The sequence below is a fragment of the Hydrogenophaga luteola genome (assembly GCF_042648585.1).
GTDB lineage: Bacteria > Pseudomonadota > Gammaproteobacteria > Burkholderiales > Burkholderiaceae_C > Hydrogenophaga > Hydrogenophaga luteola.
On sequence record NZ_JBHRXX010000001.1, the window covers coordinates 458,629 to 483,795 of the forward strand.

Below are 25,167 nucleotides of genomic sequence, written 5' to 3' on the forward strand. Positions count from 1 at the left end.
ACCACCATGAACCTCATTTCCGCCGACGCGATCACCGCGCACAACGAGCCGCTGCTGCGCCACGTGCGCAACGACTACGAGCACTTGGGCGAGCAGCTGGCGCGCCGCCATATCGACATCGACACCGTGCGCCAGCAGGTGGCGGCCTTCGGTGTCGCCATCCCCAGCTGGGGCGTGGGCACGGGCGGCACGCGCTTCGCGCGCTTCCCTGGTCAGGGCGAGCCGAGAAACGTGTTCGACAAGCTGCAGGACTGCGGCGTGATCCAGCAACTGGCGCGCGCCACGCCCACGGTGAGCCTGCACATCCCCTGGGACAAGTGCAGCGACTGGAGCGAGCTGCGTGACGCGGCGGCCAGTGCGGGCCTCGCCTTCGACGCCATGAACTCCAACACCTTCAGCGACCAGCCTGGCCAGGCCCACAGCTACAAGTTCGGCAGCCTCACGCACACCGACGCCGCCACCCGCGCGCAGGCCGTGGCGCACAACCTCGAGTGCATCGAAATCGGCAAGGCGCTGGGATCGAAGGCGCTGACGGTCTGGATCGGTGACGGCAGCAACTTCCCGGGCCAGCAGCACTTCCGCCGCGCCTTCGATCGCTACCTGGAGAGCGCGCAGCAGATCTACGCCGCGCTGCCGGGCGACTGGCGCATGATGCTGGAGCACAAAATCTGCGAGCCGGCCTTCTACGCCACCGTGATCCAGGACTGGGGCTCCAGCTTCCTGGCCGCGCAGACCCTGGGCCCGAAAGCGCAGTGCCTGGTGGACCTCGGCCACCACGCGCCCAACGTCAACATCGAGCTGATCGTCGCGCGCCTGATCGCCGCCGGCAAGCTCGCGGGCTTCCACTTCAACGACAGCAAGTACGGCGACGACGACCTCGACGCTGGCAGCGTCAGCCCCTACCGCCTGTTCCTGGTGTTCAACGAGCTGGTGGCGGCGGCGCACGAGGGTGTGGCCTTCGACCCGGCCTACATGCTGGACCAGAGCCACAACGTCACCGACCCCATCGAGAGCCTGATGACCAGCGCCGTCCAGGTGCAGCGCAGTTATGCCCAGGCCCTGCTGGTGGACCGCGCCGCGCTGGACGCCGCGCAGGACGCGAACGACGCGCTCACCGCGACGCACCTGCTCAAGCAGGCCTTCCAGACCGACGTGACCCCTCTGCTGCAGCGCGTGCGACTGGACGCGGGCGGCGCCATCGACCCGGTGGCCGCCTACCGCGCCAGCGGCTACCGCCAGCGCGTCGCCGGCGAGCGCCCGGCTGCGGCCGGTGGCGGCGGCGGCATCGTCTGAACCCCACACCCGGTGCCGCTTGAGCGCAGCACCGGCCCCCATCCCGCTCGCGGGCACCACGCCGGCGACAGGACCCCAGGCCCCACCGGGTCGATCATCACCCACCGCGACGACAACTTCTGGAGACATCAACATGAAATCCCGCTTCGCACTGACCGCCGCCGCCCTGGCGCTTGCCCTGGCCCAGCCCGCCTTCGCCGCCGACAAGATCGCTCTGGTGGTCAAGAGCCTGGGCAACGGCTTCTTCGACGCCGCCCACCAGGGCGCGCTCGAAGCCGCCAAGGAGCTCAAGGACGTCGAGATCATCTACACCGGCCCCGCCAAGGCCACCGCCGAAGGCCAGATCGAAATCGTCAACTCGCTGATCGCCCAGAACGTCAAGGCCATCGTCATCTCCGCCAACGACCCCGACGCCCTGGTGCCCTCGCTCAAGAAGGCCATGCAGCGCGGCATCAAGGTCATCTCCTTCGACTCCGGCGTGAAGAAGGAAGGCCGCCTGATGCAGCTGAACCCTTCGAACAACGCGCTGATCGGCGAGAAGCTGGCCAAGATGAGCGAGCAGGTGGTGGGCAAGACGGGCGAGATCGCGGTGCTGTCGGCCACCGCACAGGCCACCAACCAGAACATCTGGATCGGCGAGATGAAGAAGGTGCTGGCCAAGCCCGAATACAGCGGCCTGAAGCTGGTCAGCGTGGTCTATGGCGATGACCAGACCGACAAGAGCTACCGCGAAGCGCAGGGCCTGTTCAAGAGCTACCCGAACCTCAAGGCCATCGTCGCCCCGACCACGGTGGGCATCGCCGCTGCCGCCAAGGCCGTGCAGGACGAGAAGAAGGTCGGCCAGATCTTCGTGACCGGCCTGGGCCTTCCTTCGGAAATGGCCGGCCACGTCAAGAGCGGTGCGGTCAAGTCCTTCGCGATCTGGAACCCCATCGACCTGGGCTATTCGTCCATCCACGCCGTGCACGCCTTCATGAAGGGCACCGCCAAGGGCGCCAAGGGCGAGGTGATTTCGCTGGGCCGCGTCGGCAAGGCCACGCTGGACGAGAACGGCGAAGCCGCGATGGCCGAGCCCTTCACCTACGACGCGACCAACGTCGAGAAGTTTGCCAAGATCTTCTGATCCCGAAAGCCTTGCACCGTGCGACTGGTGGCCATGACCTCTGAGAATCCCTCCGCCTGGCTCCGGCTGCAAGGCATCCACAAACGCTTCGGCCCGACCCACGCCCTGCGGGGCGTGGACCTCGAACTGGTGCCGGGCGAGGTGCTCGCCCTCATCGGCGAGAACGGCGCCGGCAAGTCCACGCTGGTGAAGCTGCTGACCGGTGTGTACCCGGTCGACGAAGGGCAGATCCTGCTCGGCGGCGAGCCGGTGCGCTTCGGCCGCGCGCAGGACGCGCAGGCGGCCGGCATCGTCGCGGTGCACCAGGAAACCGTGATGTTCGAGGAGCTGTCCGCGGCCGAGAACATCTTCATCGGCCGCCAGCCCATGCGCCGCCTCGGCCCGCTGTCGGTCATCGACTGGGCGCGCATGAACACCGAAGCGCAGGCCGTGCTCGACCAGGTGGGCGCGGGTTTTGCCGCCACCACGCCGGTCAAGCAGCTGAGCCTGGCGCAGCGCCACCTGATCGAGATCGCCCGCGCGCTCTCGCAGCAGGCCAAGGTGGTGATCCTCGACGAACCCACGGCCGCGCTCTCGCAGGCCGAGATCCGCGACTTCTATGGCCTGGTGCGGGGCCTGAAGGCGCAGGGCGTGGCTGTGCTGTTCATCACCCACAAGTTCGACGAAATCTTCGCCGTCGCCGACCGCTACGTGGTGCTGCGCGACGGCGCCTCGGTCGGCCACGGCCGCATCGCCGACGCGAAGGAAAACGAGCTGGTCCGCCTCATGGCCGGCCGCGAGATCAGCAAGATCTACCCCCACATCCCGCGCCAGGCGGGCGAGGTGGTGCTGGAGGTGCAGAACCTCTCGCACCCCACCGAATTCGACAGCCTGAACTTCTCGCTGCGAGCCGGCGAGATCCTGGGCTTCTACGGCCTGGTCGGCGCCGGCCGCAGCGAGGCCATGCTCGCGCTCATGGGCCTGAACCCGCAGGCGCGCGGCGACATCCGCGTCGGCGGCCAGGCGCTGAAGGTGCGCGAGCCGGCCGATGCGATTGCCGCCGGCCTGGCCTACGTGCCCGAAGAGCGCCAGCGGCAGGGCGGCATCCTGGACTTTTCGGTGCGCCACAACATCTCGCTCGCGGGCCTGGCCGGCCCGGTGACGCAGGCCGCGCCGCTCTCGCGCGGGCCCTGGCTCTCGGCCGCGCGCGAGGCCGCGCTGACCGATTCCATGATCGGCCGCCTGCGCATCAAGACCGCGAGCCACGACACGCCGCTCTCGGGCCTGTCGGGCGGCAACCAGCAGAAGGTGGTGATCGCCAAGTGGCTGGGCCTGAACCCGCGCATCGTCATCCTCGACGAGCCCACCAAGGGCATCGACGTCGGCGCCAAACAGGCGGTCTACCAGCTGATCGCCGACATGGTCGCGCAAGGCCTGGCCGTCATCCTGGTGTCCAGCGAGCTGCCCGAGGTCATGCACCTCGCGCACCGCACCGTGGTCATGCGGCGCGGCCGCATGGTCGCGACCTTTGAACAGGGCGAGGCCGACGCCGAGACCATCGTCGCGGCCGCCTCGGGCCTCGCGCACGAAGCCGTCGAACACGCCTCCTACACCGCCGCACCGAAGGAGCTGGCCGCATGAGCGCCGCGCCGGGCCGTTCCCAAGCAAGCTCGCACCGCAGTGCGCAGCACGGAGGTATTTCATTGACCGCCGCATTCACGAATCATTGGCACGCCCGCCGCCGCGAATGGCTGCTCGCGGCCATCATCGTCCTCATCGTGCTGGCCGTGGGCTGGCGCGCGCCGGTGTTCCTGAGCGCGCGCAACGCGCTGGACATCGGCAACGACTCGGCCATCCTCGTCATCCTCGTGATGGGCCAGATGCTGGTGCTGCTCACACGCGGCGTCGACCTGTCGGTGGCCTCCAACCTTGCGCTCACCGGCATGCTCTGCGCGCTGGCCGCGCGGGCCTGGCCAGGCATGCCGCTGGTGCTGATGCTGCTCATGGCCTGCGCCATCGGTGCGCTGCTCGGCGCGGTCAACGGCTGGCTGATCATGCGGTTCTCCCTGCCGCCCATCGTGGTCACACTGGGCACGCTCTCGGCCTACCGCGGCGCGATCTTCGTGGCCAGCGGCGGTGCCTGGATTTCTGACCACGAGATCCACCCGCTCATCAAGGGCCTGCCGCGCGAGACCTGGCTGGGCCTGCCGGCACTGATCTGGTTCGCGTTTGCCGTCGCGCTGGCCACCGCCTGGCTGCTGCGCTGGCGCCGCGAAGGGCGCGAGCTCTACGCCTACGGCGGCAACCCGCACGCCGCGCTGTACGCCGGCATCCCGGTGCGCCAGCGCCTGGTCATGGCCTACACGCTCTCGGGCTTGCTGGCCGGGCTCGCGGGCCTGCTGTGGGTGGGACGTTATTCGATTGCCTTCACCGAACTCGCCTCGGGCTACGAGCTGACCGTGATCGCCGCCTGCGTGATCGGCGGCGTCAGCATCGGCGGCGGTGTCGGCACGATTGCCGGCGCGCTGCTGGGTGTGCTGTTCATCGGCGTGGTCAACGGCGCGCTGCCGGTGATCCAGGTCTCGCCGTTCTGGCAGCAGGCGATTGCCGGCGCGGTCATCCTGGTCTCGGTCGTGCTCAACGCCCGCGCCGACCGCACGCAGGGCCGTCAGATTCTCGACAAGGGCCAGGGCCAACCTCAAGGAGCGGCCGCATGAAGGCACTCGACACCTGGGAGCGCATCCTGATTGCGCTGATCGTGCTGGTCTACCTGGGCTTCGGCCTGGGCATCGAGGGCTTCTTCACGCCCTACGCGCTGGCGGACAGCACCTACAACTTCTCCGAGAAGGCGCTGATCGCGCTGGCCATGGCGCTGCTGGTGATCGCGGGCGAGATCGACCTCTCGATTGCCGCCACCATGGCCCTGGCGTCCATGGCCATGGGCTTCGCGATGAAGGCCGGCGCCGACACCGGCACCATGGTGCTCGCGGCGCTCGCCACCGGTGTGGCCTGCGGCGCGCTCAACGGCTGGCTGGTCACGCGCTGGAAGCTGCCCTCCATCGTCGTCACCATCGGCACGCTTTCGCTCTACCGCGGCCTGGCGCAGGTCGTGCTGGGGGACCAGGCCCTCACCGGCTACCCCGAGACGCTGGTCACCTGGGGCAACGGCTACCTGGGCGATCTGCTCGGCCTGCCCTGGCTGATCGTGCCCATCGAGTTCGCGGTGATGCTCGTGGCGGCCCTGCTGGTCGGCCTGTTCCTGCACGCCACGGTGCATGGCCGGCGCGTCTACGCCATCGGCGCCAATGCCACGGCCGCGCGCTTCTCTGGCATCGCTGTCGACCGCTACCGCATGGGTCTGTTCATCTTCGCGGGCGTCATGGCCGCGCTGGCCGCCGTGCTGCTCACCGGCCGCATCGGCAGCACCCGGCCCAACCTCGCCATGGGCTGGGAGCTGGACGCGGTGACCATCGTCATCCTCGGCGGCGTGTCCATCCTGGGAGGCAAGGGCAGCATCGTCGGCACCCTGCTGGCCGCTGTGCTGCTGGGCAGCTTCACCTTCGCCATGGGCATGCTCAACGTCACCGGCATCGTGGTCTCCATGGTGGTCGGCGGCCTGCTGATCGTGGCCATGGTGCTGCCGATCTACCTGCGCCGCTTCATGGCGCGTGTCCGCCCGGCGCAGCCGGTGCGCGGGAGCTTCACATGAGCACGAACACGCGCGCCACGGAAAAGCACGCCTTCCGCATGTTCCTCAACCCGGGCTGCGTCGACGAATACCGCCGCCGCCACGACGCCATCTGGCCCGAGCTGGTCAGCCTGCTGAAAGAGAGTGGCATCGAGGACTACAGCATCTACCTCGACGCCGAACACCATGTGCTGTTCGCGGTGCTGCGCCGCCGCGCCGGCCACACCATGGCCAGCCTGCCGCAGCACCCGGTGATGCAGCGCTGGTGGCAGCACATGAAGGACATCATGCGCAGCAACCCGGACGGTTCGCCGGTCGCCGAAGACCTGCCTTGTCTCTTCCATATGGATTGACCATGGACCGCCACGCCCACACCCTGGTGCTGGACATCGGCAAGAGCAACGCCAAGCTGGTGCTGTTCAGTGCCGAGGGCGACGTGCTGGCGCGGCGTGTTCACGCCAACGCCCCGGTCGAGACCGACGGCTACACCGCGCTCGGCACCGACGCCCTGCAGGCCTGGCTGCTCGACGCCATGCCCACGCTGCCCGAGCGCCGGCAGATCGGCCGCATCGGCATCACCACGCACGGCGCGGCCTTCTGCGCCCTCGGCGACGAGGGCCTGGCGCTGCCGCCGATGGACTACGAGTGGGACGGCTACGGCCCCTGGCGCGAGCGCTACGTGGCCCTGCTCGACGGCTTTGAGGTGACCGGCTCGCCGCTGCTGCCGCTGGGCCTGAACGCCGGCCTGCAGCTCTACTGGCTGCAGCAGAACCGGCCCGAAGCCTGGGCGCGCGTGCGCCACTGGCTGCCCTACCCGCAGTACTGGGCCTGGTGGCTCACGGGGGTGGCCGCGAACGAAGCCACGTCCCTGGGTTGCCACACCCACCTCTGGCAACCCGCGCGCAACGCCTTCGCCCCCTGGGCCGTGCGCCAGGGCCTGACCGACCGCTTCGCGCCGCTGCGCCTGGCGCACGAAGTGCTGGGCCCGCTGCGGCCCGAGCTGGCCGCCACACTCGGGCTTGCGCCCGACTGCCGCGTGCACGTCGGCCTGCACGACAGCAACGCCTGCCTCGCACGCCACCTGCACGCGCTGCCCGGCGCCAGCGTGGTCTCCACCGGCACCTGGACCGTGGTCATGGCGCCCGGCGTGCCCACCGACGCACTCACGCTCGACCCGCTGCGCGACCAGCTTTTCAACCAGTCGGTGGAGGGCCAACCAGTGCCCACCGCGCGCTTCATGGGCGGCCGCGAATTCGCCCACCTTTGCCACGGCGCCGACCCCTCGCTGGCCACGCTGCGCGCGCTGCGCGACGTGATCGAAGCGGGCTGGATGGTGTTGCCCGAAGACAGCGCCCAGCCCGGCGCGGCGCACGGCCGCGTGGCCGAACTGCGCCAGTGCGAACGCCGCATCGGCAACCGCCCCGGCGAGGTGCCGCTGCACCTGCGCCCCGCGCTCGGCGCCTGGTACTGCGCCCTCATGACCGCGCAGACCCTGCGCGAACTGCTGCCCCAGGGGCTGGCCGCGGAGGCCGCACACACCGTCGTGCTCGAAGGCCCCATGACCGACAACCCCGCCTTCGTCGCCGCGCTGGCCGCACTGCTCGCGCCTATGCGCCTGCTGCGCAGCGTGGATGAGGTGGAAGGCACGGCGCGCGGCGCCTGGCTCAGCACCCGCTGGGACGAACCGGCGGGGGAGGGCGCGCGGTACGCGGAGGTGGCGTTGCCGGAGGCGGTGGATGTGCAGAGGCTGCAGACGGCGCGGGGGGCCTGGGAGGCGGTGGTGGAGGGTGTGGCGGTCTGATAGGCTGCTGCACCAAGATGCCCGACGCCCTTCTCCTCCAGTTCAAACCTGACACCGACGGTACGGGCGAGCTCTTCGCGCGAGTCCATTGCAATGGCTACGCGGGCTCTGGGTCCGCATGGTTCGCCGTGTCTGCACTTGTGGATTTGGCAAAGAGACTTGGCGCTGCATTTCCGTTGCCGGCCGATTCACCGCTTGGAATACATGGGGGCTTCTTGAGCAAGTCCGGTGATGGTTTGGAACAGGAACATGTCGGACTCACGTTCTACCCTGTGGGTGCGGTTGGTCGGGTCGGTTGCCGTGTGGTGCTGAGCACCCCGGTTCATATGACCGACCGGCAGGAAAGCCAATGTTCCTTGGCGGTCGAGTTGCTCACCACCTACGAGATGCTTGGCACTTTTGCGCGGTCTCTCGCGCTGCTTGCAGCTGGCGGTGCAGATATGGCTGTTCTCGAAGTAGTCAGCTGACCAAGGCTCCCGTTCGATCGCGCTCCATGCCCGCCCTCGTCACACAACGCAAGGCCACCGATGAAGAGCTTGAGTGCCTGGCGAACATGCTTCGCGATGCGCCGACCAGCTATCAGCGGTTCAAGCAAGGTGTCGAAAACGCGGTCGTTCTCTGGGCTGTGACATCTCTTTGCTTTGTCGTGATCTGGTCGGTCATCGCATGGGTGGCTGGCAAGGTGGCCGATGTCCACTGGGGGTTGTCGAGCCCGGTCGGAGTCTGGGCGGTCATTGTGGTGATCCCTCTGTGTGGCATCTATGCGGCCATCTATAGCGTGCGCTGGGTCAGAGCCTGGAAGGACTATCGCCCACTAATTCAGGCTGACCTGAGCGCTGGGACAGTCTTGGAAGAGCGCTATGCCTTCACTGCGGCAAAACGGTTCCAGGAGCCCGAGCATGGGGGGCTGATCTATTTCCTGAACACGGTGCAAGGCAAGGTGTTCACCATGTTCGACGCCGAGAGCCAGGACCTTGGCATTTACGAACAAGACCCGCTCACCAGCAGCTTTCGTCCGATGTCGGAATTGGTCTTGGTGCGATCACCCCATACGGGCTTCGTCATCAGCAAGACCTTCTCCGGCGCCCCATTGGAGCTTGATCCCGCCCTGGAGCTTGAGGCCGATCCCAAAGACTGGCCTGAGTTCGAGGCCTACTGCCACATTGCGTGGGCAGACCTGGAGTCCCGGTTGGGCTCTAGGGGCACCACGCCGTTTGGTGGCGCAGCGCCAAGCTGAACAGGTGACCCATGCCCCGCTTCGTCGTTCTCCTCCGTGGTGTCAATGTCGGCGAGGCCAACTGCGAGAACGCTTCGGCGTCACCACGCCCGTCATCGTCAAGTCCGCCAGCGAGCTCCAGGCGATCGTGGACGGCAACCCCATCGTTCTCCCTGAAGTGGAACACGCGCGCTTCCTCGTGGCCTTCGCGATGGAGTCGGGCCCGAGAGGCGCTGCTGGGCCAAGCGGGCAAGGGCGTCACCACCCGCAACTGGGGCACGGTCATCAAACTGGCGGCGCTGGTTTGACGCCAGAATGCGGCGATCCTTCCCAACGCCACCCATGCTTCCATTCACCGTCGAACGCATCGATCACGTCGTGTTCCGTGTGCGCGACCTCGCCGCCAGCGTGGCGTTCTACGAGCGTGTGCTGGGCTGCCACCTCGTGCGCGAGCGGCCGGACCTTGGCCTCATGCACCTGCGGGCCGGCGCGTCCATGGTGGACCTCGTGTCCATCGACGGACCGCTGGGTCGGGTGGGCGGAGAAGGGCCGAAGGCGGAAGGGTGCAACGTCGACCACCTCTGCTTGCGGGTGGAGCCTTTTGACGAGCAGCGCATCGTGGCGCACCTCGCCGAACACGGCGTCGTTCCCAGAGGCCCGGCGAGCACCAACTTTGGTGCAGAGGGGGAGGGGCTCTCCCTCTACCTCTGCGACCCCGACGGCAACGTCATTGAACTCAAGGGGCGCGCCCACCGGGCAGCCTGACCGCATGCACATCCCCACACCATTCCCGTTGCGCCACGTGTTTCACCTGGCCTTGGCCATGACCCTGCTCACGCCACTCGCCGCACCCGCGCAGACCGGCACCGCGCCCGAACCGCTCCAGACCATCGAGCGCCTCGACGTCGGCCGCTACCTGGGCACCTGGTACGAGATCGCGAAATACCCCAACCGCTTCCAGGCGAAGTGCGTGGCCGATACGCAGGCGCTGTACCGGCGGCGCGACGACGGGCAGATCGATGTCGTCAACCGCTGCCGCCAGGCCAATGGCGAAATGACCGAGGCCGTGGGCCGAGCGCGCCAGATCGGCGCCGCCGATTCACCGAAGCTGGAGGTGCGCTTCGCCCCCGCTTGGCTGTCGTGGCTGCCCATGGTATGGGGCGACTACTGGGTCATCGACCTCGACCCGGCCTACCAGCTCGTCGCCGTCAGCGAGCCGAGCCGCGAGTACCTGTGGGTGCTGTCGCGCACGCCCACGGTGGACGCAGCGGTGTACCAGGCCTTGATGGGGCGCTTGCAGGCCAAGGGGTTTGACCTGTCGAAGCTGGAGAAGACGGCGCAGCCTGGGAGTGCGAATTGATCGATGTCCCCGACTGGCTGGATGCGCCCAGAGGCCTCGTTGTCGGCGTGCTGCGATTCCTCTGGTGGCTGGCCTGGGATGTGTGCGTCCAGACCGTGGGCTGGTCAATCGGCTGGTGCGCGCTGCGTGTTGTGACGCTGGGGCGTTATCCGCAGGAGCGCTTCGGCGGGGTGGACGACGCGGAGACGGGCACGGCCGTCCTGGTGGAGATCGTTGGTCTGGTGGTGTTGGCGGTGGGGATCTGGTGGTTGGCGGGGGAGTGGCCCTGAGGCGACGGTTGGAAGCTGGCATGGTGTGTGGACCAAGCCAGCGGGTAAATTGGCGCGCAGTCGCTTCATGGCCCCTGTCAAAAGCAGTTCATGCTCTTGCCAGGTTTCTAACGCACCCCTCAACACCCACCTAAGGAGTACTCATGGGAGCTTGGTCAGTTGATGCCTTTGGAAACGATGACGCCGCGGATTGGGCGTATGAACTGGAGGGCGCAGATGATCTTGGTCCGATCAAAGAGGCCTTTGCGTCTGTCCTTGAGGTGGGCAACGAGTACTTGGAGGCGTCCGAAGCAACAGTCGCGCTCGCTGCAGCAGAAGCACTTGCCCGGCTGATGGGCCACCCAGGTGAGAAGAATGCCTACACCGAGGCTGTTGACAACTGGGTTGCGAGGGCAACCGCCAAGCCAACAGCTGATCTCATCGACAAAGCGCAAGTCGTCATCTCCCGCATCCTCGCGAACAACTCCGAGCTCCATGAGCTTTGGAAAGACAGCGACGAATACGATGCTTGGCTGGTGTCCGTTGGAGACTTGCGTTCAAGGCTGGGGGCTTAAGTTGTCACAGACGCTGTCCGCTTTCCTGAAGTCAAGAAGTCTCGTTTCGATCCGCCGACGAGATGTCGATGACTACGGCATACAGGGCTTCCTTGTCGGAATGTCCGATGACCTGCTGGCCATCGAATACGTCTATGACTTCCAGATTGACGGGCTCATGGTCCTTCGCCGATCCGACATCAGCGAAGTCCGGCGAACCGCCACAGATGAGTTTCAGGAACGCCTTCTGAAGAAAGAAGGCATTCGCCCCGGACCGCAAATGCCTGTGGTGCTGGAACTCGATGGCTGGGGTGCGCTGATCCGGCAACTTTCTGCGCACTGCTCTTTGATGATCCTGGAGCGTGAACTCGGACCGGCGCCGGAGTTCGCCATAGGTCGGCCCGTTCGCATCACCGCTGCGCAGGTCGAGTTCCAGACCTTCAGCGGGATCGGCAAGTGGGCACCAAAGAACGACCGCCTGAAGTTCTCACAACTGACCTGCCTGCAGGTGAACACCCGCTACCTGGGCTTCTACCAGCGGTACTTCGAACGTCTTGGGGCATAGGACTGCCGGCAGGGCCAGACATAGCTTATATACAGGCGCGTGGCCAACCGGAAGAACATGCGGGGCCTGCCACGCAGGCGTTCAAACGGGAGGCACCTCATGCGTCGAACAACAGCTCGTCAGCGAGTATCGCGACAACCACTCACTGGTGTTTTGATTCATCGGGCGAAGAAGCCATCGTGTGGGCGACGCGCCTTCAGTGTCGATACGGCGCCCTGAGTGGTGACTCAACGTAGAACCAGGAAATTGCATATGCCTGACTTTGAAGGATCCGGTGCCAATGTGTTTGGCCAGTTCCCTCAGCCCGAATCGAACGACGCTGGCGCTGTAGACGCAGCGCTTCAGGCCCTGCGCTGCGCACGCGATGAGCCCACCTCCAAGGAGGCCTACGATGCCTTTCTCTGGGCCGTGGGCAACAACCACGCCGGCACTTACTACCCGGTCATCCTGGCGGTTCTCCCCGAGATTGAACAGATCCTCGTGAGTGGGGCAGCTTGGGCCCAACGCGCAACGATGGAAGCACTCATTGATCTGGGAGGCTCATTCGTACCCGAGGTAGGTCACGAAAACCATTTGGGCGCCTCGGTGCAGCAAACGCTCCAGGCATTCATCCAAGGCATGCGAGACCACATCGCGTTGCTGGCGAATGGGCGCGATGCCCGTGCCGCAAGTGCGAGCGATCTGCTGGAACTGATCGACGACCAGGTGGTTATGAAGGGGCGATGAACCTCGTCCGCGGCGGCCTGCCGAGCCCTGCTGGGACGGTCGCAGGCCAAAGGATTTGATCCGTCGAAGCGGGAGCTGACCGCGCAGCAGGAGTAAAGCCGGTCAAGTGCCAGTTGTCATGCTGAGCGTTGAAATATAAAACACATACAATTCGTATATGTTTCATATGGAGTTCACCCATGGGCATCGTCAAGATTTCCGACCAGATGCATGAGAACCTGCGGGTCGCCGGCACGGCGCTGAGCCGGTCCATCAACGCGCAGGCCGAGCACTGGATGCGCGTCGGCATGCTGACCGAGATGCACCCCGACCTCGACTACCGCGCCATCTGCCAGCTGCTGATCCAGGCCGAACTCAACGGCGGGCTGGACCTCACCAACGCCGCCACCCTCGGCACGGCCGCGCCACCCAAGACCGCCGCCGCGGCCACCGCCAAAGGCCGCCACTGATGGCGCGCAGCGTCCCCATCCGCAGCGCCGACGAACTGGTCATGGCAAGGCGCTCTGCGCAGCTGGCCGCCGAGGTGCTGGCCATGATCGAGCCGCACGTCGTGCCCGGTGTCAGCACCGAAGCGCTGGACCGCCTCGCCCACGAACACATCGTGAACGTGCAGGGCGCCATCCCGGCCAACCTCGGGTACCACGGCTACCCCAAGACCATCCTCACCTCGGTCAACCACGTGGTCTGCCACGGCATCCCCGCGGCCGACAAGATCCTCAAGGCCGGCGACATCGTCAACATCGACGTCGCCGTGCTCAAGGACGGCTGGTTCGGCGACACCAGCCGCATGTTCTGCGTCGGCACGCCCAGCACGCTGGCGCGGCGGCTGGTCGACACCACCTACGAAGCCCTGCTGGCCGGCATCCGGCAGGTGCGGCCCGGCGCCACGCTCGGCGACGTGGGCCACGCCATCCAGAGCGTCGCGCACCGCGAGCACTTCAGCGTGGTGCGCGAATACTGCGGCCACGGCATCGGCCAGATCTACCACGACGAACCCAACGTGCTGCACTACGGCCAGCGTGGCCAGGGCCTGCGGCTGGAGGCCGGCATGGTCTTCACCATCGAACCCATGCTCAACGCCGGCAAGCGCGAGACCCGGCAACTGGCCGACGGCTGGACGGTGGTGACCAAGGACCGCTCGCTCTCGGCGCAGTGGGAGCACATGGTGGCGGTGACGGCGGACGGTTGCGAGGTGCTGACAGCGTGGCCGAGCGGAACTGGGGCTTATCCGGCGGCGTGATGAGGGCCGGTTTTTTGGCGTTTGTCATGCCTGCCGTGGCGGCGCTGTTGACGTTCTACAGCCTTGATATAAAAGAGCGTTTCTGCGAGGGAGACCACTTTGTTTAACGGCAACGGTTGTGGGTATCTAGCGTTTTGCCGTTTAGACCAAAGTTGGCCCTTACCATGAAGCGATTGTTTTTAGCCTGCGCGCTCAGCCTGCACTTCCTCGTCCAAGCCACGACTCTGCCGTCGATTGAACTCTCGCAGCTCTTTCGAGATGCGGACATTGTCGCTTTGGTGGAGGTGGCGTCTGGTGAGACGATCGGAACGGGGGAGAAGTCTTGCGGCGCCAAGTACGCGGCCTTGGTAGTCGATGGATTCAAAGGCGTTTCAGCCGGGGAAACTATCGAATTCGGGAACTACTATGGCTACGAAATTGGAAGCCGCTACGTCCTGTTTCTTGTAGGGCCTGGGCGCAAGCACGAACCAGTGATGAGTACCAATTCAATGCATCGCGACGCTCAGGCCGAGCACGAAAAGCGGTGTGCCTCCCGGCTTCGCAGGAACACGGTAATGCACAGCGGAAACGGTGCATTGAGAGTTCATTGGGTTACTGACTTCCAATACAAGGACGGCGTCGCGGTGCCCACGCGCTATGTCGTCTTGCCAAGCACCATCCCCACTATCCCAGCGAAGATCACTGAGACAAACGAATTCTCTAGTGAGGTTTGGGTCCGTTTGCCTGAGCTGGCTGATGTGCTCAGAGGTATGGGCAAGTGAGGGCTAACAAGTCGATCGACACGGACGGGCTATCGGCCGGCTTCGCCGGCCTACCGTCCGTCGGACATCTCCGACGTTAGCCGCATGAGTCCGCCCCTGTGCCCATCCTGTCGGGAGCGCATGTCCTCGGTTGAAGCGGGAATGGTTGGCGTCTGGTCCTGCGTCTACTGTGACGGTGCCTGGCTGCCAGCTTCACGCGCACAAGGCGCCTTGGCAAGCAGGCGTGGAGGCCTGGCGAGCGGAAGTCTCGCTGAGGACGATCCCGCGGGCCCGGCAAGTGACCTTTCACTGCTTTGCCCGGAGTGCGATGACTCAAGGTTTCGAGCGAGGCGGGCGCGAGATGGCGTCGTGTTTGAGTGCGCGGCATGTGGCTCCGTCCATCTTCCCAATGCGACAGTCGTTGCTCTTGGCAAAGCGCTCGGTGGTGCAGATTGGGAGATTGGGCGATCTCTTGCAGAGCTGTTCAGCCCCGGCGCTCAGTCAAGAGTCGATGGCGCCGTCACTGTGGTGGCACTCATCTACCTCTTGCTCTCGTGAGCTACGGCATGCCACATATTCCCTCGCTCGAGAGCGGACTGTCCACGGCCCAGGCGTCCTGTCGTGGTCATGCGCTCCGCTCGAACGTAAAAGGCCGCACACAAGCCCCTGGCTCACCACGCCCATGACCGCATTCGCCACCACCTCCTTGCCGCTTCACCCCACAGTCGTCGCCCCGGACGGCTCTGACGTCCGCGTCCTCCTCGGGCTGCCAGGCGGGAGCATGGCCCACTTCGAGCTCGGCGCCGGCAAGGTCGCCCGTGCCGTGGTGCATCGAACGGTCGAAGAAGTCTGGTACGTGGTCGCTGGCCGGGGCGACATGTGGCGGCGTCAGGGCGATCGGGAGGAGGTCGTGGCCCTCGCGCCCGGCCTCTGCCTCACGATCCCCGTCGGCACGCACTTTCAGTTTCGAGCCTCAGCGAGCGATCCTGTGTCAGCCGTCGCCATCACCATGCCGCCGTGGCCCGGCGAGGGCGAAGCCGTCTTCGTTGCAGGGCCATGGGCGCCTTCGGTCACGTAGCATTGCACTCGAAAGCCTGCAGCGGGCTGCGGGTGAACTCAAACGGTCATGGCGCTTGAGCCCCTGCCCCGCATCCGCGTTGATTTCAATGAATTGGCCGGTTCGGACCTGGTGCTGCTTGCGAAGACCGATCGCGCCCAGTGTGAAGACGGGAGCGAAATCACGCTTCACGCCGGGATGTTGGTGGTCGCCCATGAGTACAACGAATACGCCGATGGGACAGCAGAGCACCTAAGCTTTACCAGATGACATTCGACATCCGAGCCGCAGTTCCAGAGGATGCAGCAGCAATCCGCGACGTGCTGCATGAGTCCATTCGGGTGTGCTGCAAGGCAGACCACCATGACGACCCGGCCATCGTTGCGCGCTGGCTCGCCAACAAAACGACGGACAACGTCAAGAAGTGGGTGGCTGCTCCGGACTCGGTGGCCCTTGTTGCCTCGCGCGGAGATGACCTGCTTGGTGTCGCCTTGCTCTCCGGGCACGAGCTTGCACTGTGCTACATCGCCTCTCGGGCGCTGTACCAGGGCGTCGGCAAGGCGCTTCTGCAGTCGGTTGAAAAAGCCGCGTTGGCGCGCGGGGTTGAAGTGCTGACGCTGGACAGCACGAGAACTGCACTTCCCTTCTACACCCGCAACGGGTATTCATTCTGCGGCCCGGTGCGTTCGTGGGCAGGACTTGAGGCGCAGCCAATGACCAAAACGCTGCGCGGCAGAGCTTAGCCAATGGGCGGATGACAGCTGTCACCTGCGCGAATATCGTCGTATCTCATTGATTTAAAAAGATTCACCTGTTAGATTGCATTTTTTGATTGCAACAGGTGAATGAACTACCTCCCTCTGCCTGATGAGGCCGCCCGCCAGGTCATTGACGCCCAGACCATCCTGGCCGAACTGACGCGAGTGAAGGCGCTCGCCCGCCAGGTCGAAGGTGGCATGTACTGGAAGCAGGAAGGCGCCTACGAGTACCTGATCAAGACCGGGCGGGGCAACCGGCAACAGCGGTTGGGCGCCCGCAGCCCGGAGCTGGAAGCCACCTACACCGCCTTCAAGGCGCGCAAAGCAGAGACGGAAGCCCGTCTGGCCAGTCTCAAGGCCGCAGCCACCACTGCGCAACGGCTCAACAAGGCCGTCAAGGCAGGGCGCGTGCCTACCCTGGTGGTGGACCTGCTCAACAAACTGGAAGACAGCGGCCTGAGCCAGCACTTCACCGTGGTTGGCACGCACGCGCTCTACGCCTACGAAGCGGCGGCGGGCGTTCGCATCGTCGCTGGTGCGCTCGCCACCCAGGACGTCGACCTGCTGTGGGACGCTCGCCAGCGGGTGCGCTTCCTCGCCGACATCAAGCGCCTGGACAAATCCATGCTGCAACTGCTGCAGGAGGTGGACCCCACCTTCGTGCGCAAGGACCTGCAGGCCGAGACCGCCATCAACGCCAAAGGCTTCGAGGTGGACTTCCTGCGCCGCATGCAGGAAGGCGACGATCCCCACCCCTTCAAGCTCTCGGAAGCAGAAGACGAACTCTGGCCCGTCATGGCCGAGCGGGCCAAGCTGCTGACCGAGGCGCCGCGCTTTTCACACGTGGTGATTGGCGCCACCGGCAAGATGGCCGTGATGCACACCATCTCCCCGGTGACCTTTGTCGAATTCAAGCGCTGGCTGGCGGATCGCCCCAACCGGGAGCCGTCCAAGCGCAGGCGGGATGCGTTGCAGGCGCAGACGGTGCAGGGGCTGATGGATGAGGGGCTGCTGCTGGCGCCCTGAATTGCTTGTCAATGACCGATACCGGATGATTGCCGCCGAAGACAGTCGATCCGGTATCTCTGCAGCGGCATGATTACCCGATCCCTTTCGTTCGACAAAAGTGAGGCTGCTCAATGACCCTTGATACCGAGCCACGCATCCAGCCTCTGCTGGAATGGAATCGCCTTGCGAGGCAAAACGCAGAAGACGCGATCGTTTCGTCAATGTTTGAGGCGGGCTTCCAGAGCAGCGAGCCTGTCGAGGCATTCTCCACGTGGCTTCTTGTTGGGGCTGCCGCTGTTGCGTCGTTCTTGATTGCCAACGCTGAGAAGCTCGTTCCGTTCATTGGACAGCAAGGGTTCCTTGTGTGCGGAGGTTTTCTCTGCCTGTCTTGTCTGTTTGGCATGGTCTCGCGTGTTTTAGCGCTCAAGTGCAGGATTCAAATTCAAACGGGTATCGCTGTCCGAAAGACCTTTGCAGAGCATTTGGCAAGGCATATGGAGGAGGAGCGGAAGATTGAAGAGAGTGCTGCGGCGTGGGGCATCACTCTGGAAACAGGAGTGCGGCTGGAACGCATACTCGCCGAGTTCTTCAAGCCTTTACCTAAGTGGGTTGAGTGGTTGGCGCAACGGCAGCTAAAAAAGTACCGAGGAGACTCCCAGATTGGCTACATACCAATCGTCAAGAGCATGCAATGGCAGGGCTTGTTCGCAGCCATGCAAGCGATGGCGTTCTTCATCTTTCTCGTGGTCGGTTTCGGCTACGCAGCGGCGAAGCCCATGCCGTCTGTTGAACGGACGCCCAGTAGCAAGCCAGCCGCTGCTGTCCATGTGGATCGCTGAATAGCAAACAGCGTCGCGCCGTCGTCAAAGCCTGCTGCGGAACCCCATGTCCAAGAACTTGAAACCACTCCCCAGCGCAGTCATGTAGGTGCCTGCGGGTGAACCGGCGGCGGTGGGCAGTGCGAAGGACTGCCGTTGTGCCCAAGAGCTGCACGTCTTCGGGTTCGGTCCGCAGTCGTAGGCCCGCATGGATTGGTCCAATCAGATACAACAACGCCATGGTCTTTCTCGCCGTAACTCCCTTGGGTTTGCGTCAGGCAATCGCACTTTCCCAACGAGCACCTATGGTCATTTGGTGTGGCGCTGATGCCATCAGCGAATCCGGCTGGGAAGACCTGAGTGGTGTTGACGTATCGCGCTTTGACTACCCGTTGGCGGGGGAACCTCCGGAGGTGATCAAAGGTGCGCTCGAAACCATAGCCGAACATCATCCCCACGCCGCCGTCTGGGTTGAACATGTGTCTGCTTGAAAGTCATCCATGACCGTGCGCCATCTTGGTTCCGAAGTACTGAAGCTTGCTCATGCAAAGCTCAAGCCACTCGGCTTCTCGAAGAACGGACAGACGTTCAGTCGAAATCGGCACGAATACGTGGAGCGGTTTCTGATTCTGGGATCGCAATGGAATTCCGGGGACGAGCCTTGGTTGTTCTCCGTTGAAGTCGGTGTTTTCTTTCCAGACGTGCCACCGCTCGCAGGAGCGAAAGGCTTTTGGAAACATTGCCACGCAGTCGGGAATGCCGTCCGACTGGTTCATGAGAGCGCCCATGGTTTCGAGGTGCGTTCGACCAACATTGAGGCGATTGCGGCTGATGTCGTTGCGACGATTGAGTCTGCAAGCGACGCGCTGCCGGCACTTCTTGGTCCAGTCAAACCGCGGGCAATGAAGCAGTTGATCAGCCCTTTGCCAGTTCCGAACAATTGGTCTGTTTAGCTTCCCCGGGTAAACCCGCCATTGACACCACCCCGCGCTGATCCGAAGGTGCAAGGCTTTCCGCAGCCCGCCAGCCTTCCCTCCGGAGACGCGCCATGCCACACACCGCCACCAGCCCGCACCAGCACATCGCCACCGTGATGCAGGTGGCCGCGGACGGGGTGGGGGCGCAGGCGGCGGCGCGGCATGAGCAGGTGATCCGCGATTCGTGGCTGCGCTGTGTGCAGCAGCACCGGCTGGACCCGACGCGCATGCAGGAGGCCGTCATCCTGCCGCAGGCGCGGCTGCGCGAGCACCAGGACCAGATGGAGGCGCTGCTGCAGATCGCGCGCCACGGGCTGGAATCGCTCTACAGCAAGGTCGCGGGGCTGGGGTATGTGGTGCTGCTGACCGACGCGCGCGGCGTGACGGTGGACTTTCTGGGCGACCTGGTGTTCGAGCCCAGCCTGCGCAAGGCGGGCCTGTACCTCGGCGCGGACTGGAGCGAGCACCACGCCGGCACCTGCGGCGTGGGCACCTGCATCAGCACCGGCCAGGCGCTGACGGTGCACCTGGACGACCACTTCGACGCGACCCACATTCCGCTGACCTGCACCACCGCGCCGGTCTACGACAGCGCGGGGCAGCTGAGCGCGGTGCTGGACATTTCGCAGCTGAGTTCGCAGCAGCCCAAGGAGAGCCAGCACCTGGCGCTGCAGCTGGTGAAGATGCACGCGCACGACATCGAGAACGCGGCTTTCCTGCACCGCCACCGGCACGATTGGGTGCTGCGCCTGTCGCACGCGCCGCAGTTCCTGGACGTGCAGCCGGACTACTTGCTGGCGCTGGATGCCAACGGCCGCGTGGTGGGCCACAACCGGCGGGCGCAACTGGCGCTGTCGGGCTCGCAGCCGCTGCTGGGCATGGGCTTCGAGCAGCTCTTCGGTCTGCCCTTCGGCCAGATCGGGCGCTTCGTGATGACCCAGCCCTCGGACCAGCGGGCGGTGATGCTGGCGGGTGGCCAGCAGTTGCTGTTTCTCTCGGCGGTGCCACCGCCAGCGCGCCCGGTGGCGAGCGCGCCGCGCGAGGAGCGCCGCGTGTCGGCGCCGCTGGCGGCGCTGTCGGCCGGCGACGCGGCGCTGGACCGGCAGGTCGAGCGCGTGGCGCGGCTGGTGAACACGCCCATCAGCCTGCTGATCACCGGCGAGACCGGCTCGGGCAAGGAGTATTTCGCGAAGGCGGTGCACAGCGCGAGCGAGCGGCGCGGCCGGCCCTTCGTCGCGGTGAACTGCGCGGCGATTCCCGAGCACCTGATCGAGAGCGAGCTGTTCGGCCACCTGCCGGGCAGCTTCTCGGGCGCCTCGCCCAAAGGCAAGCGCGGCCTGATCGCCGAGGCCGACGGCGGCACGCTGTTCCTCGACGAGATCGGCGACATGCCGCTGGCGTTGCAGGCGCGGCTGCTGCGCGTGCTGTCCGAGCGCGAGGTGTTGCCAGTGGGCGCGACGAAACCAGTCCCGGTGAACATCCGCGTGATCGCGGCGACGCACGCGCCGCTCGAATCGCTGGTGCTGGCGGGGCGCTTCCGCGACGACCTGTACTACCGCCTCAAGGGCGCGCACATCCAGCTGCCGCCGCTGCGCGAGCGCAGCGACCTGGGCGCGATGATCACGCGCCTGCTGGGCGGCCGCGCCATCACGCCCGCGGCGCTGCAACGCCTGCTGGCGCACCGCTGGCCGGGCAACCTGCGCGAGCTGCGCAACGTACTCGACTACGCGGCCAGCCTGTGCGCGGACGGGGCCATCGACCTGGACGATCTGCCAGAGCTGCAGGTGGCGCGGCTGCCGGCGCGCACGGATGCGGGTGAGGCGGCGCACGACGACGGGCCGGAGGCGCTGCTGCAGGCGCTGCGCGCCGCGCACTGGAACGTGAGCGCGGTGGCGCGGGCGATGGGGCTCTCGCGCATGACGCTCTACCGCCGGATGAAGCGCGCCGGCATCGTGCCGCCCAACCGCATGGAGTAAACGCGTGGGGGAGTGACAGCTGTCACTCGGGGTGGGTGACAGGTGCACGGGGTGTGACACCCATCGCTGCTTGAAATCTGCAAGCAGATCAAGCACTTGCGCGCGCCGCCCGCATGGCACGCGTCTTGTGATGCACAAGGCACCGGCCCGCACCGAGGCCGGCATCACAGGAGACAACCCATGACTGCAAACACGCCCTCCCAGCGGGCCCAGCGCTGGCTGGACGCTTTCGGAGCCGCCCTGGCCTCCGGCAACCCCGACAACGTGCTGCCGCTGTTTGACGCCGACTGCTACTGGCGCGACCTTGTGTCCTTCACCTGGAACATCCGCACGCAGGAAGGCCACGACGCGGTGCGCGACATGCTCGCCGCGCGCCAGGCCGACGCGGGCGCGTCCAACTTCCAGCTCGAAGGCGAGGCCACCGAGGCCGACGGCGTGACCGAAGCCTGGTTCACTTTCGAGACCAAAGTCTCGCGCGGCCGCGGCCATCTGCGCCTCAAAGGTGACAAGGCCTGGACCCTGCTGACCACCATGGTCGAGCTCAAGGGCTTTGAAGAGAAGAAGGGCGCCAACCGCATCAAGGGCGCCGAGCACGGCGTGCACAAGGGCCGCAAGAGCTGGCTCGAACTGCGGCAGGACGAGCAGGCGCGCCTGGGCTACGAAGAGCAGCCCTACGTCGTCATCATCGGCGGCGGACAGGGCGGCATCATCCTGGCCGCGCGGCTGCGCCGCCTGGGCGTGCCGACCATCGTGGTGGAGAAGAACCCGAGGCCCGGCGACAGCTGGCGCAACCGCTACAAGAGCCTGTGCCTGCACGACCCGGTCTGGTACGACCACCTGCCCTACATGCCCTTCCCGGACGACTGGCCGGTGTTCGCGCCCAAGGACAAGGTGGGCGACTGGCTGGAGATGTACACAAAGGTCATGGAGATCAACTACTGGGGCTCCACCACCGCGAAGAAGGCCAGCTTCGACGAGGCCAAAGGCGAGTGGACCGTGGTGGTGGACCGCAACGGCGAAGAAGTGACGCTGCGGCCCAAGCAGCTGGTGTTCGCGCTGGGGGTCTCCGGCTACGCCAACGTGCCCAAGATCGCGGGCGCCGAGACCTTTGAGGGCGACCAGCACCACTCCAGCAAGCACCCCGGCCCCGAGAAGTACGCGGGCAAGAAGTGCGTGGTGCTCGGCTCCAACAACTCGGCGCACGACATCTGCGCGGCGCTCTGGGAGCACGGCGCCGACGTCACCATGATCCAGCGCAGCAGCACGCACATCGCGCCGTCGGACTCGCTGATGCAACTGGCCCTGGGCGGGCTCTACAGCGAGGAGGCGGTGAAGAACGGCATCGACCACCACAAGGCCGACCTGATCTTCGCCAGCGTGCCCTACAAAATCATGCACACCTTCCACATTCCCGTGTACGAGGAGATGAAGAAGCGCGATGCGGACCTCTACAGCCGGCTGGAGAAGGCGGGCTTCCTGCTCGACTTCGGCGACGACGGCTCGGGCCTGTTCATGAAGTACCTGCGCCGCGGCTCGGGCTACTACATCGACGTGGGCGCGAGCGAGCTGGTGGCCAACGGGAGCATCAAGCTCAAGAGCGGCGTGAACATCGAGCGCATCAACCCCAGGAGCGTGCTGCTCACCGACGGCACCGAGCTGCCGGCCGACCTGATCGTCTACGCCACCGGCTACGGCTCGATGAACCACTGGCTGGCCGACCTGGTGTCACCCGACGTCGCCGACCGCGTCGGCAAGGTCTGGGGCCTGGGCTCGAACACGACCAAGGACCCGGGGCCGTGGGAAGGTGAGCTGCGCAACATGTGGAAGCCGACCAACCAGAAACAGCTCTGGATCCATGGCGGCAACCTGCACCAGAGCCGCCACTACTCGCAGTTCCTCTCGCTGCAGCTCAAGGCGCGCTACGAGGGCCTGGACACGCCGGTCTACGGGCAGGCGGCGGTGCACCACCTGCGGTGAGGGCGTGAAGGGGCGTGCTGGTCAGCCCTTCCGGCTCACCAGCACGATCCCCGTCGCCACGCCCACCAGCGCCAGCACCAGCTGCAGCGTCAGTGGTTCGCCCAGCAGCACCACGCCGAACACCAGCGCGAACAGCGGGGTGAGGAAGGTGAAGGTGGACATTTGCGTCGCGGGGTAGTGGCGCAGCATCCACATCCAGGCCAGGTAGCTGGCGAAGGCGCCCACGGCGGTCTGCAGAAACACCGAGCCCCATGCCAGCGCGGAGTAGTCGAAGGACCAGGTCTCGCCCAGCGCCAGGGACAGCAGCGGGCAGACCGCGGCGGTCACGCTCAGCTGGTAGAACAGAGACTTCTCGGCCTGGACGGTGGCGACCTTGGTGGTGCGGATGGCGATGGTGGTCAGGCCCCAGAACATGCCCGCCGCCAGGCCCATGGCGTCGCCCTTCCACTGGCCCGGTGCGGAGCCGTGCAGGAAGGCTTCGCTGAACGCGATGCCCACGGCGCTGAAGGCGATGACCAGGCCGACCCACTGGATGCTGCGCAGCTTCTCCGAGGGCACGAAGCGCGGCAGCAGCACGGCCACCCAGAACGGGCTGGTGTAGAGGAACACGGTCAGGCGCGAGGCGCTGGTGTGCTGCAGGCCCAGGTAGATCAGGCAGAACTCGGCTGCGAACAGCAGGCCGACCACCAGACCACCTTTGAGCGAACCGTCGCGGTTGAACAGCGTCACGCCGCGCAGCTGGCACCACATCCAGAGCAGGGCGGTGGCGCCGGCCATGCGCACCGAGGCCTGCCACAACGGCGGGATCTCACGGCCTGCGAACTTGATCAGGATCTGCTGGAAGCCCCAGAAGGCGCAGCAGGCCACCAGGACGGTGATGGCGAAGGTGTCGAGGTGGTCTTTGCGTTGGACGGCGGTCATGGGGGCAGGAGGGTAGCGCAGGCACGGCGCGACGCGTGTCGCGCGCGGTGCGTCATTGTCCGGAGGCGAGGCGTTGCAGATGCCGTTTGAGCGTTTCAGCTTCGTGCGCCGACCAGCGCGAGAGCAGGCTGCTTTCCTGCGCGCGGGCCTGTTCGATCAGCGCAGCGGCAATGCGCCGGCCCTCGGCGGTGGTGACCACCAGGGTGCGGCGCTGGTCGGCCGGGTCGGCCAGCAGTTCCAGCAGCCCGTCCTCGGCCATGCGCTGCACGAGCTTGGTGACGGTGGGCTGTTTGGCCAGCACGTCGTGCGCCAGCTGGCCGACGGTGATGGCGCCCTGGCCGTTGGGGTGGCTGTGGGGCTGGCCAAGCGCAGCGTCGTGCAGCACGGCCAGCACGCGCCAGGCGATGTGGGTCAGGCCCTGGGCGGCGATGGCGTTCTCGAAGTCGCGGTAGACCGCGTGGCTGGCCTGACCGAGCAGGTAGCCCAGGTAGCTGCCGACGAAGCGGCCGTCGGGCGGCTGCGGCGCGCTCGCGTCGGCCGGTGCGCCGTGCAGCGGGTGCTCGGTGTAGAAGCGGCCGCCGTGGTAGAGCAGGGGCGAGGCGTCGGCCCGGCGCGCGCAGCGCTCGACCTCGCCCACAAAGATCACATGGTCGCCCTCGGTGTACTGGCTGCGGTTGAAGCACTCGAAGTTGGCGACGCAGCCGTCGAGCAGCGGCGCGCCGCCCACGCCGTCGCTGAAGGCCACACCGGCCCAGCGGTCGACGCCGCGCGCGGCAAAGCGCTCGGCCAGCGCCTGCTGGTCGGCGGCCAGCACGTTGATCGCGTAGTGCCGCCCGTTGCTGAACACCGCCATCGAGCCGGCCGCCTTGCCCAGGCTCCACAGCACCAGCGGCGGGTCGAGCGAGACGGAGTTGAACGAGCTGGCCGTCAGGCCGACGGGTTCACCTTGGTCGTTGCGCGCCGTGACGATGGTGACGCCGGTCGCGAACATGCCCAGCGTCGCGCGGAAGTCGCGCGGCGAAAAATCGGGCGGTTGGGCGGAGTGGCCGGCGGCACGGGACGGGGACATGGCTGCAATTTATATGAAAATTCATGAATAATGTGTCCGAGGCCACCATTTCCCCGATGGCAGGCCCCCCAAA

At 65.9% G+C, this 25,167-nt stretch carries 30 protein-coding genes and 1 pseudogene; 28 read left to right on the forward strand and 3 right to left on the reverse strand.

The genetic code is table 11. From position 1 onward, the window contains the following. Window positions 1–6: 6 nt before the first annotated feature. The 28 genes from rhaI to ACFOPI_RS02280 all read left to right on the forward strand — a co-directional run bounded on the left by rhaI (window position 7) and on the right by ACFOPI_RS02280 (window position 23,104). The gene (gene rhaI / locus ACFOPI_RS02145) at window positions 7–1,293 is read left to right on the forward strand and encodes an L-rhamnose catabolism isomerase (RefSeq protein ID WP_382170276.1); all 1,287 of its coding nucleotides are present in this window, start codon (window positions 7–9) and stop codon (window positions 1,291–1,293) included. Window positions 1,294–1,426: 133 nt separating this feature from the next. Further along, window positions 1,427–2,416: a rhamnose ABC transporter substrate-binding protein gene (gene rhaS, locus ACFOPI_RS02150; RefSeq protein WP_382170278.1), complete on the forward strand. Its 990-nt coding sequence runs from the start codon at window positions 1,427–1,429 to the stop codon at window positions 2,414–2,416. 33 nt (window positions 2,417–2,449) lie between these two features. Next, window positions 2,450–4,036, forward strand: a complete 1,587-nt coding sequence (locus ACFOPI_RS02155) for a sugar ABC transporter ATP-binding protein (protein WP_382170280.1) — start codon at window positions 2,450–2,452, stop codon at window positions 4,034–4,036. Between the two features lie 62 nt (window positions 4,037–4,098). Then, the gene (locus ACFOPI_RS02160; RefSeq protein ID WP_382170282.1) at window positions 4,099–5,112 is read left to right on the forward strand and encodes an ABC transporter permease; all 1,014 of its coding nucleotides are present in this window, start codon (window positions 4,099–4,101) and stop codon (window positions 5,110–5,112) included. Continuing rightward, complete coding sequence (locus ACFOPI_RS02165; protein ID WP_382170284.1) at window positions 5,109–6,104, forward strand: ABC transporter permease; 996 nt, start codon at window positions 5,109–5,111, stop codon at window positions 6,102–6,104. Before ACFOPI_RS02160 ends, ACFOPI_RS02165 begins: the two co-directional genes overlap by 4 nt. Continuing rightward, the gene (rhaM, locus tag ACFOPI_RS02170; protein ID WP_382170286.1) at window positions 6,101–6,436 is read left to right on the forward strand and encodes an L-rhamnose mutarotase; all 336 of its coding nucleotides are present in this window, start codon (window positions 6,101–6,103) and stop codon (window positions 6,434–6,436) included. The genes ACFOPI_RS02165 and rhaM overlap by 4 nt, the downstream gene beginning before the upstream one ends. Window positions 6,437–6,438: 2 nt before the next feature. After that, entirely contained in the window at window positions 6,439–7,884 is a 1,446-nt protein-coding gene (locus tag ACFOPI_RS02175; protein WP_382170288.1) for an FGGY-family carbohydrate kinase, read from the forward strand. 17 nt (window positions 7,885–7,901) lie between these two features. Next, a complete protein-coding gene (locus ACFOPI_RS02180; protein ID WP_382170290.1) occupies window positions 7,902–8,351 on the forward strand; it encodes a hypothetical protein in 450 nt (149 codons plus the stop codon). A gap of 26 nt (window positions 8,352–8,377) precedes the next feature. Further along, on the forward strand, window positions 8,378–9,121 hold the full coding sequence (locus ACFOPI_RS02185) for a hypothetical protein (RefSeq protein ID WP_382170292.1): 744 nt from the start codon (window positions 8,378–8,380) through the stop codon (window positions 9,119–9,121). Window positions 9,122–9,442: 321 nt separating this feature from the next. Then, the gene (locus ACFOPI_RS02190; protein WP_382170294.1) at window positions 9,443–9,865 is read left to right on the forward strand and encodes a VOC family protein; all 423 of its coding nucleotides are present in this window, start codon (window positions 9,443–9,445) and stop codon (window positions 9,863–9,865) included. Window positions 9,866–9,869: 4 nt separating this feature from the next. Continuing rightward, entirely contained in the window at window positions 9,870–10,460 is a 591-nt protein-coding gene (locus ACFOPI_RS02195) for a lipocalin family protein (protein WP_382170296.1), read from the forward strand. Further along, on the forward strand, window positions 10,457–10,729 hold the full coding sequence (locus tag ACFOPI_RS02200) for a hypothetical protein (RefSeq protein ID WP_382170298.1): 273 nt from the start codon (window positions 10,457–10,459) through the stop codon (window positions 10,727–10,729). The genes ACFOPI_RS02195 and ACFOPI_RS02200 overlap by 4 nt, the downstream gene beginning before the upstream one ends. A gap of 143 nt (window positions 10,730–10,872) precedes the next feature. Then, window positions 10,873–11,283 (forward strand): DUF4259 domain-containing protein, encoded by a 411-nt coding sequence (locus ACFOPI_RS02205; protein ID WP_382170300.1) that lies wholly within the window; start codon window positions 10,873–10,875, stop codon window positions 11,281–11,283. 100 nt (window positions 11,284–11,383) lie between these two features. Further along, window positions 11,384–11,827, forward strand: a complete 444-nt coding sequence (locus ACFOPI_RS02210; RefSeq protein ID WP_382170301.1) for a hypothetical protein — start codon at window positions 11,384–11,386, stop codon at window positions 11,825–11,827. 252 nt (window positions 11,828–12,079) lie between these two features. Next, a complete protein-coding gene (locus ACFOPI_RS02215; RefSeq protein WP_382170303.1) occupies window positions 12,080–12,553 on the forward strand; it encodes a hypothetical protein in 474 nt (157 codons plus the stop codon). 179 nt (window positions 12,554–12,732) lie between these two features. Beyond that, a complete protein-coding gene (locus tag ACFOPI_RS02220) occupies window positions 12,733–13,002 on the forward strand; it encodes a ParD-like family protein (protein WP_382170304.1) in 270 nt (89 codons plus the stop codon). Beyond that, window positions 13,002–13,793 carry a type I methionyl aminopeptidase gene (gene map, locus ACFOPI_RS02225; protein WP_382170306.1) on the forward strand — a complete coding sequence of 264 codons (792 nt, stop codon included), beginning with the start codon at window positions 13,002–13,004 and terminating at the stop codon, window positions 13,791–13,793. Before ACFOPI_RS02220 ends, map begins: the two co-directional genes overlap by 1 nt. 164 nt (window positions 13,794–13,957) lie before the next feature. Further along, window positions 13,958–14,554: a hypothetical protein gene (locus tag ACFOPI_RS02230; protein WP_382170308.1), complete on the forward strand. Its 597-nt coding sequence runs from the start codon at window positions 13,958–13,960 to the stop codon at window positions 14,552–14,554. 84 nt (window positions 14,555–14,638) lie between these two features. Continuing rightward, window positions 14,639–15,091 carry a zf-TFIIB domain-containing protein gene (locus ACFOPI_RS02235; protein ID WP_382170310.1) on the forward strand — a complete coding sequence of 151 codons (453 nt, stop codon included), beginning with the start codon at window positions 14,639–14,641 and terminating at the stop codon, window positions 15,089–15,091. Window positions 15,092–15,215: 124 nt separating this feature from the next. Then, the gene (locus tag ACFOPI_RS02240; RefSeq protein ID WP_382170311.1) at window positions 15,216–15,611 is read left to right on the forward strand and encodes a cupin domain-containing protein; all 396 of its coding nucleotides are present in this window, start codon (window positions 15,216–15,218) and stop codon (window positions 15,609–15,611) included. 48 nt (window positions 15,612–15,659) lie between these two features. After that, window positions 15,660–15,860, forward strand: coding sequence for a hypothetical protein (locus ACFOPI_RS02245; RefSeq protein WP_382170313.1), 201 nt, complete (start codon window positions 15,660–15,662; stop codon window positions 15,858–15,860). Next, window positions 15,857–16,333 carry a GNAT family N-acetyltransferase gene (locus tag ACFOPI_RS02250; protein WP_382170315.1) on the forward strand — a complete coding sequence of 159 codons (477 nt, stop codon included), beginning with the start codon at window positions 15,857–15,859 and terminating at the stop codon, window positions 16,331–16,333. The genes ACFOPI_RS02245 and ACFOPI_RS02250 overlap by 4 nt, the downstream gene beginning before the upstream one ends. Window positions 16,334–16,435: 102 nt before the next feature. Continuing rightward, window positions 16,436–17,374: a GSU2403 family nucleotidyltransferase fold protein gene (locus tag ACFOPI_RS02255; protein ID WP_382170316.1), complete on the forward strand. Its 939-nt coding sequence runs from the start codon at window positions 16,436–16,438 to the stop codon at window positions 17,372–17,374. 113 nt (window positions 17,375–17,487) lie between these two features. Further along, the gene (locus tag ACFOPI_RS02260) at window positions 17,488–18,195 is read left to right on the forward strand and encodes a hypothetical protein (protein ID WP_382170318.1); all 708 of its coding nucleotides are present in this window, start codon (window positions 17,488–17,490) and stop codon (window positions 18,193–18,195) included. Window positions 18,196–18,413: 218 nt separating this feature from the next. Next, on the forward strand, window positions 18,414–18,665 hold the full coding sequence (locus tag ACFOPI_RS02265; protein WP_382170319.1) for a hypothetical protein: 252 nt from the start codon (window positions 18,414–18,416) through the stop codon (window positions 18,663–18,665). Window positions 18,666–18,674: 9 nt separating this feature from the next. Continuing rightward, window positions 18,675–19,127, forward strand: a complete 453-nt coding sequence (locus ACFOPI_RS02270) for a DUF4304 domain-containing protein (protein ID WP_382170320.1) — start codon at window positions 18,675–18,677, stop codon at window positions 19,125–19,127. A gap of 95 nt (window positions 19,128–19,222) precedes the next feature. Beyond that, the gene (locus tag ACFOPI_RS02275; protein WP_382170321.1) at window positions 19,223–21,127 is read left to right on the forward strand and encodes a sigma-54-dependent Fis family transcriptional regulator; all 1,905 of its coding nucleotides are present in this window, start codon (window positions 19,223–19,225) and stop codon (window positions 21,125–21,127) included. Window positions 21,128–21,307: 180 nt separating this feature from the next. Beyond that, window positions 21,308–23,104 (forward strand): NAD(P)/FAD-dependent oxidoreductase, encoded by a 1,797-nt coding sequence (locus ACFOPI_RS02280; protein ID WP_382170322.1) that lies wholly within the window; start codon window positions 21,308–21,310, stop codon window positions 23,102–23,104. Window positions 23,105–23,125: 21 nt separating this feature from the next. Here the strand turns inward: ACFOPI_RS02280 and ACFOPI_RS02285 are convergent, their stop codons facing one another. From ACFOPI_RS02285 to ACFOPI_RS02295, 3 genes and pseudogenes are all read right to left on the reverse strand, one after another. Then, a complete protein-coding gene (locus ACFOPI_RS02285; RefSeq protein ID WP_382170323.1) occupies window positions 23,126–24,025 on the reverse strand; it encodes a DMT family transporter in 900 nt (299 codons plus the stop codon). 52 nt (window positions 24,026–24,077) lie between these two features. After that, window positions 24,078–24,419 (reverse strand): MarR family winged helix-turn-helix transcriptional regulator, encoded by a 342-nt coding sequence (locus ACFOPI_RS02290; protein WP_382170936.1) that lies wholly within the window; start codon window positions 24,417–24,419, stop codon window positions 24,078–24,080. Between the two features lie 156 nt (window positions 24,420–24,575). Continuing rightward, window positions 24,576–25,094: pseudogene (locus ACFOPI_RS02295) on the reverse strand (flavin reductase family protein); the annotation flags it as partial. Window positions 25,095–25,167 lie beyond the last annotated feature (73 nt).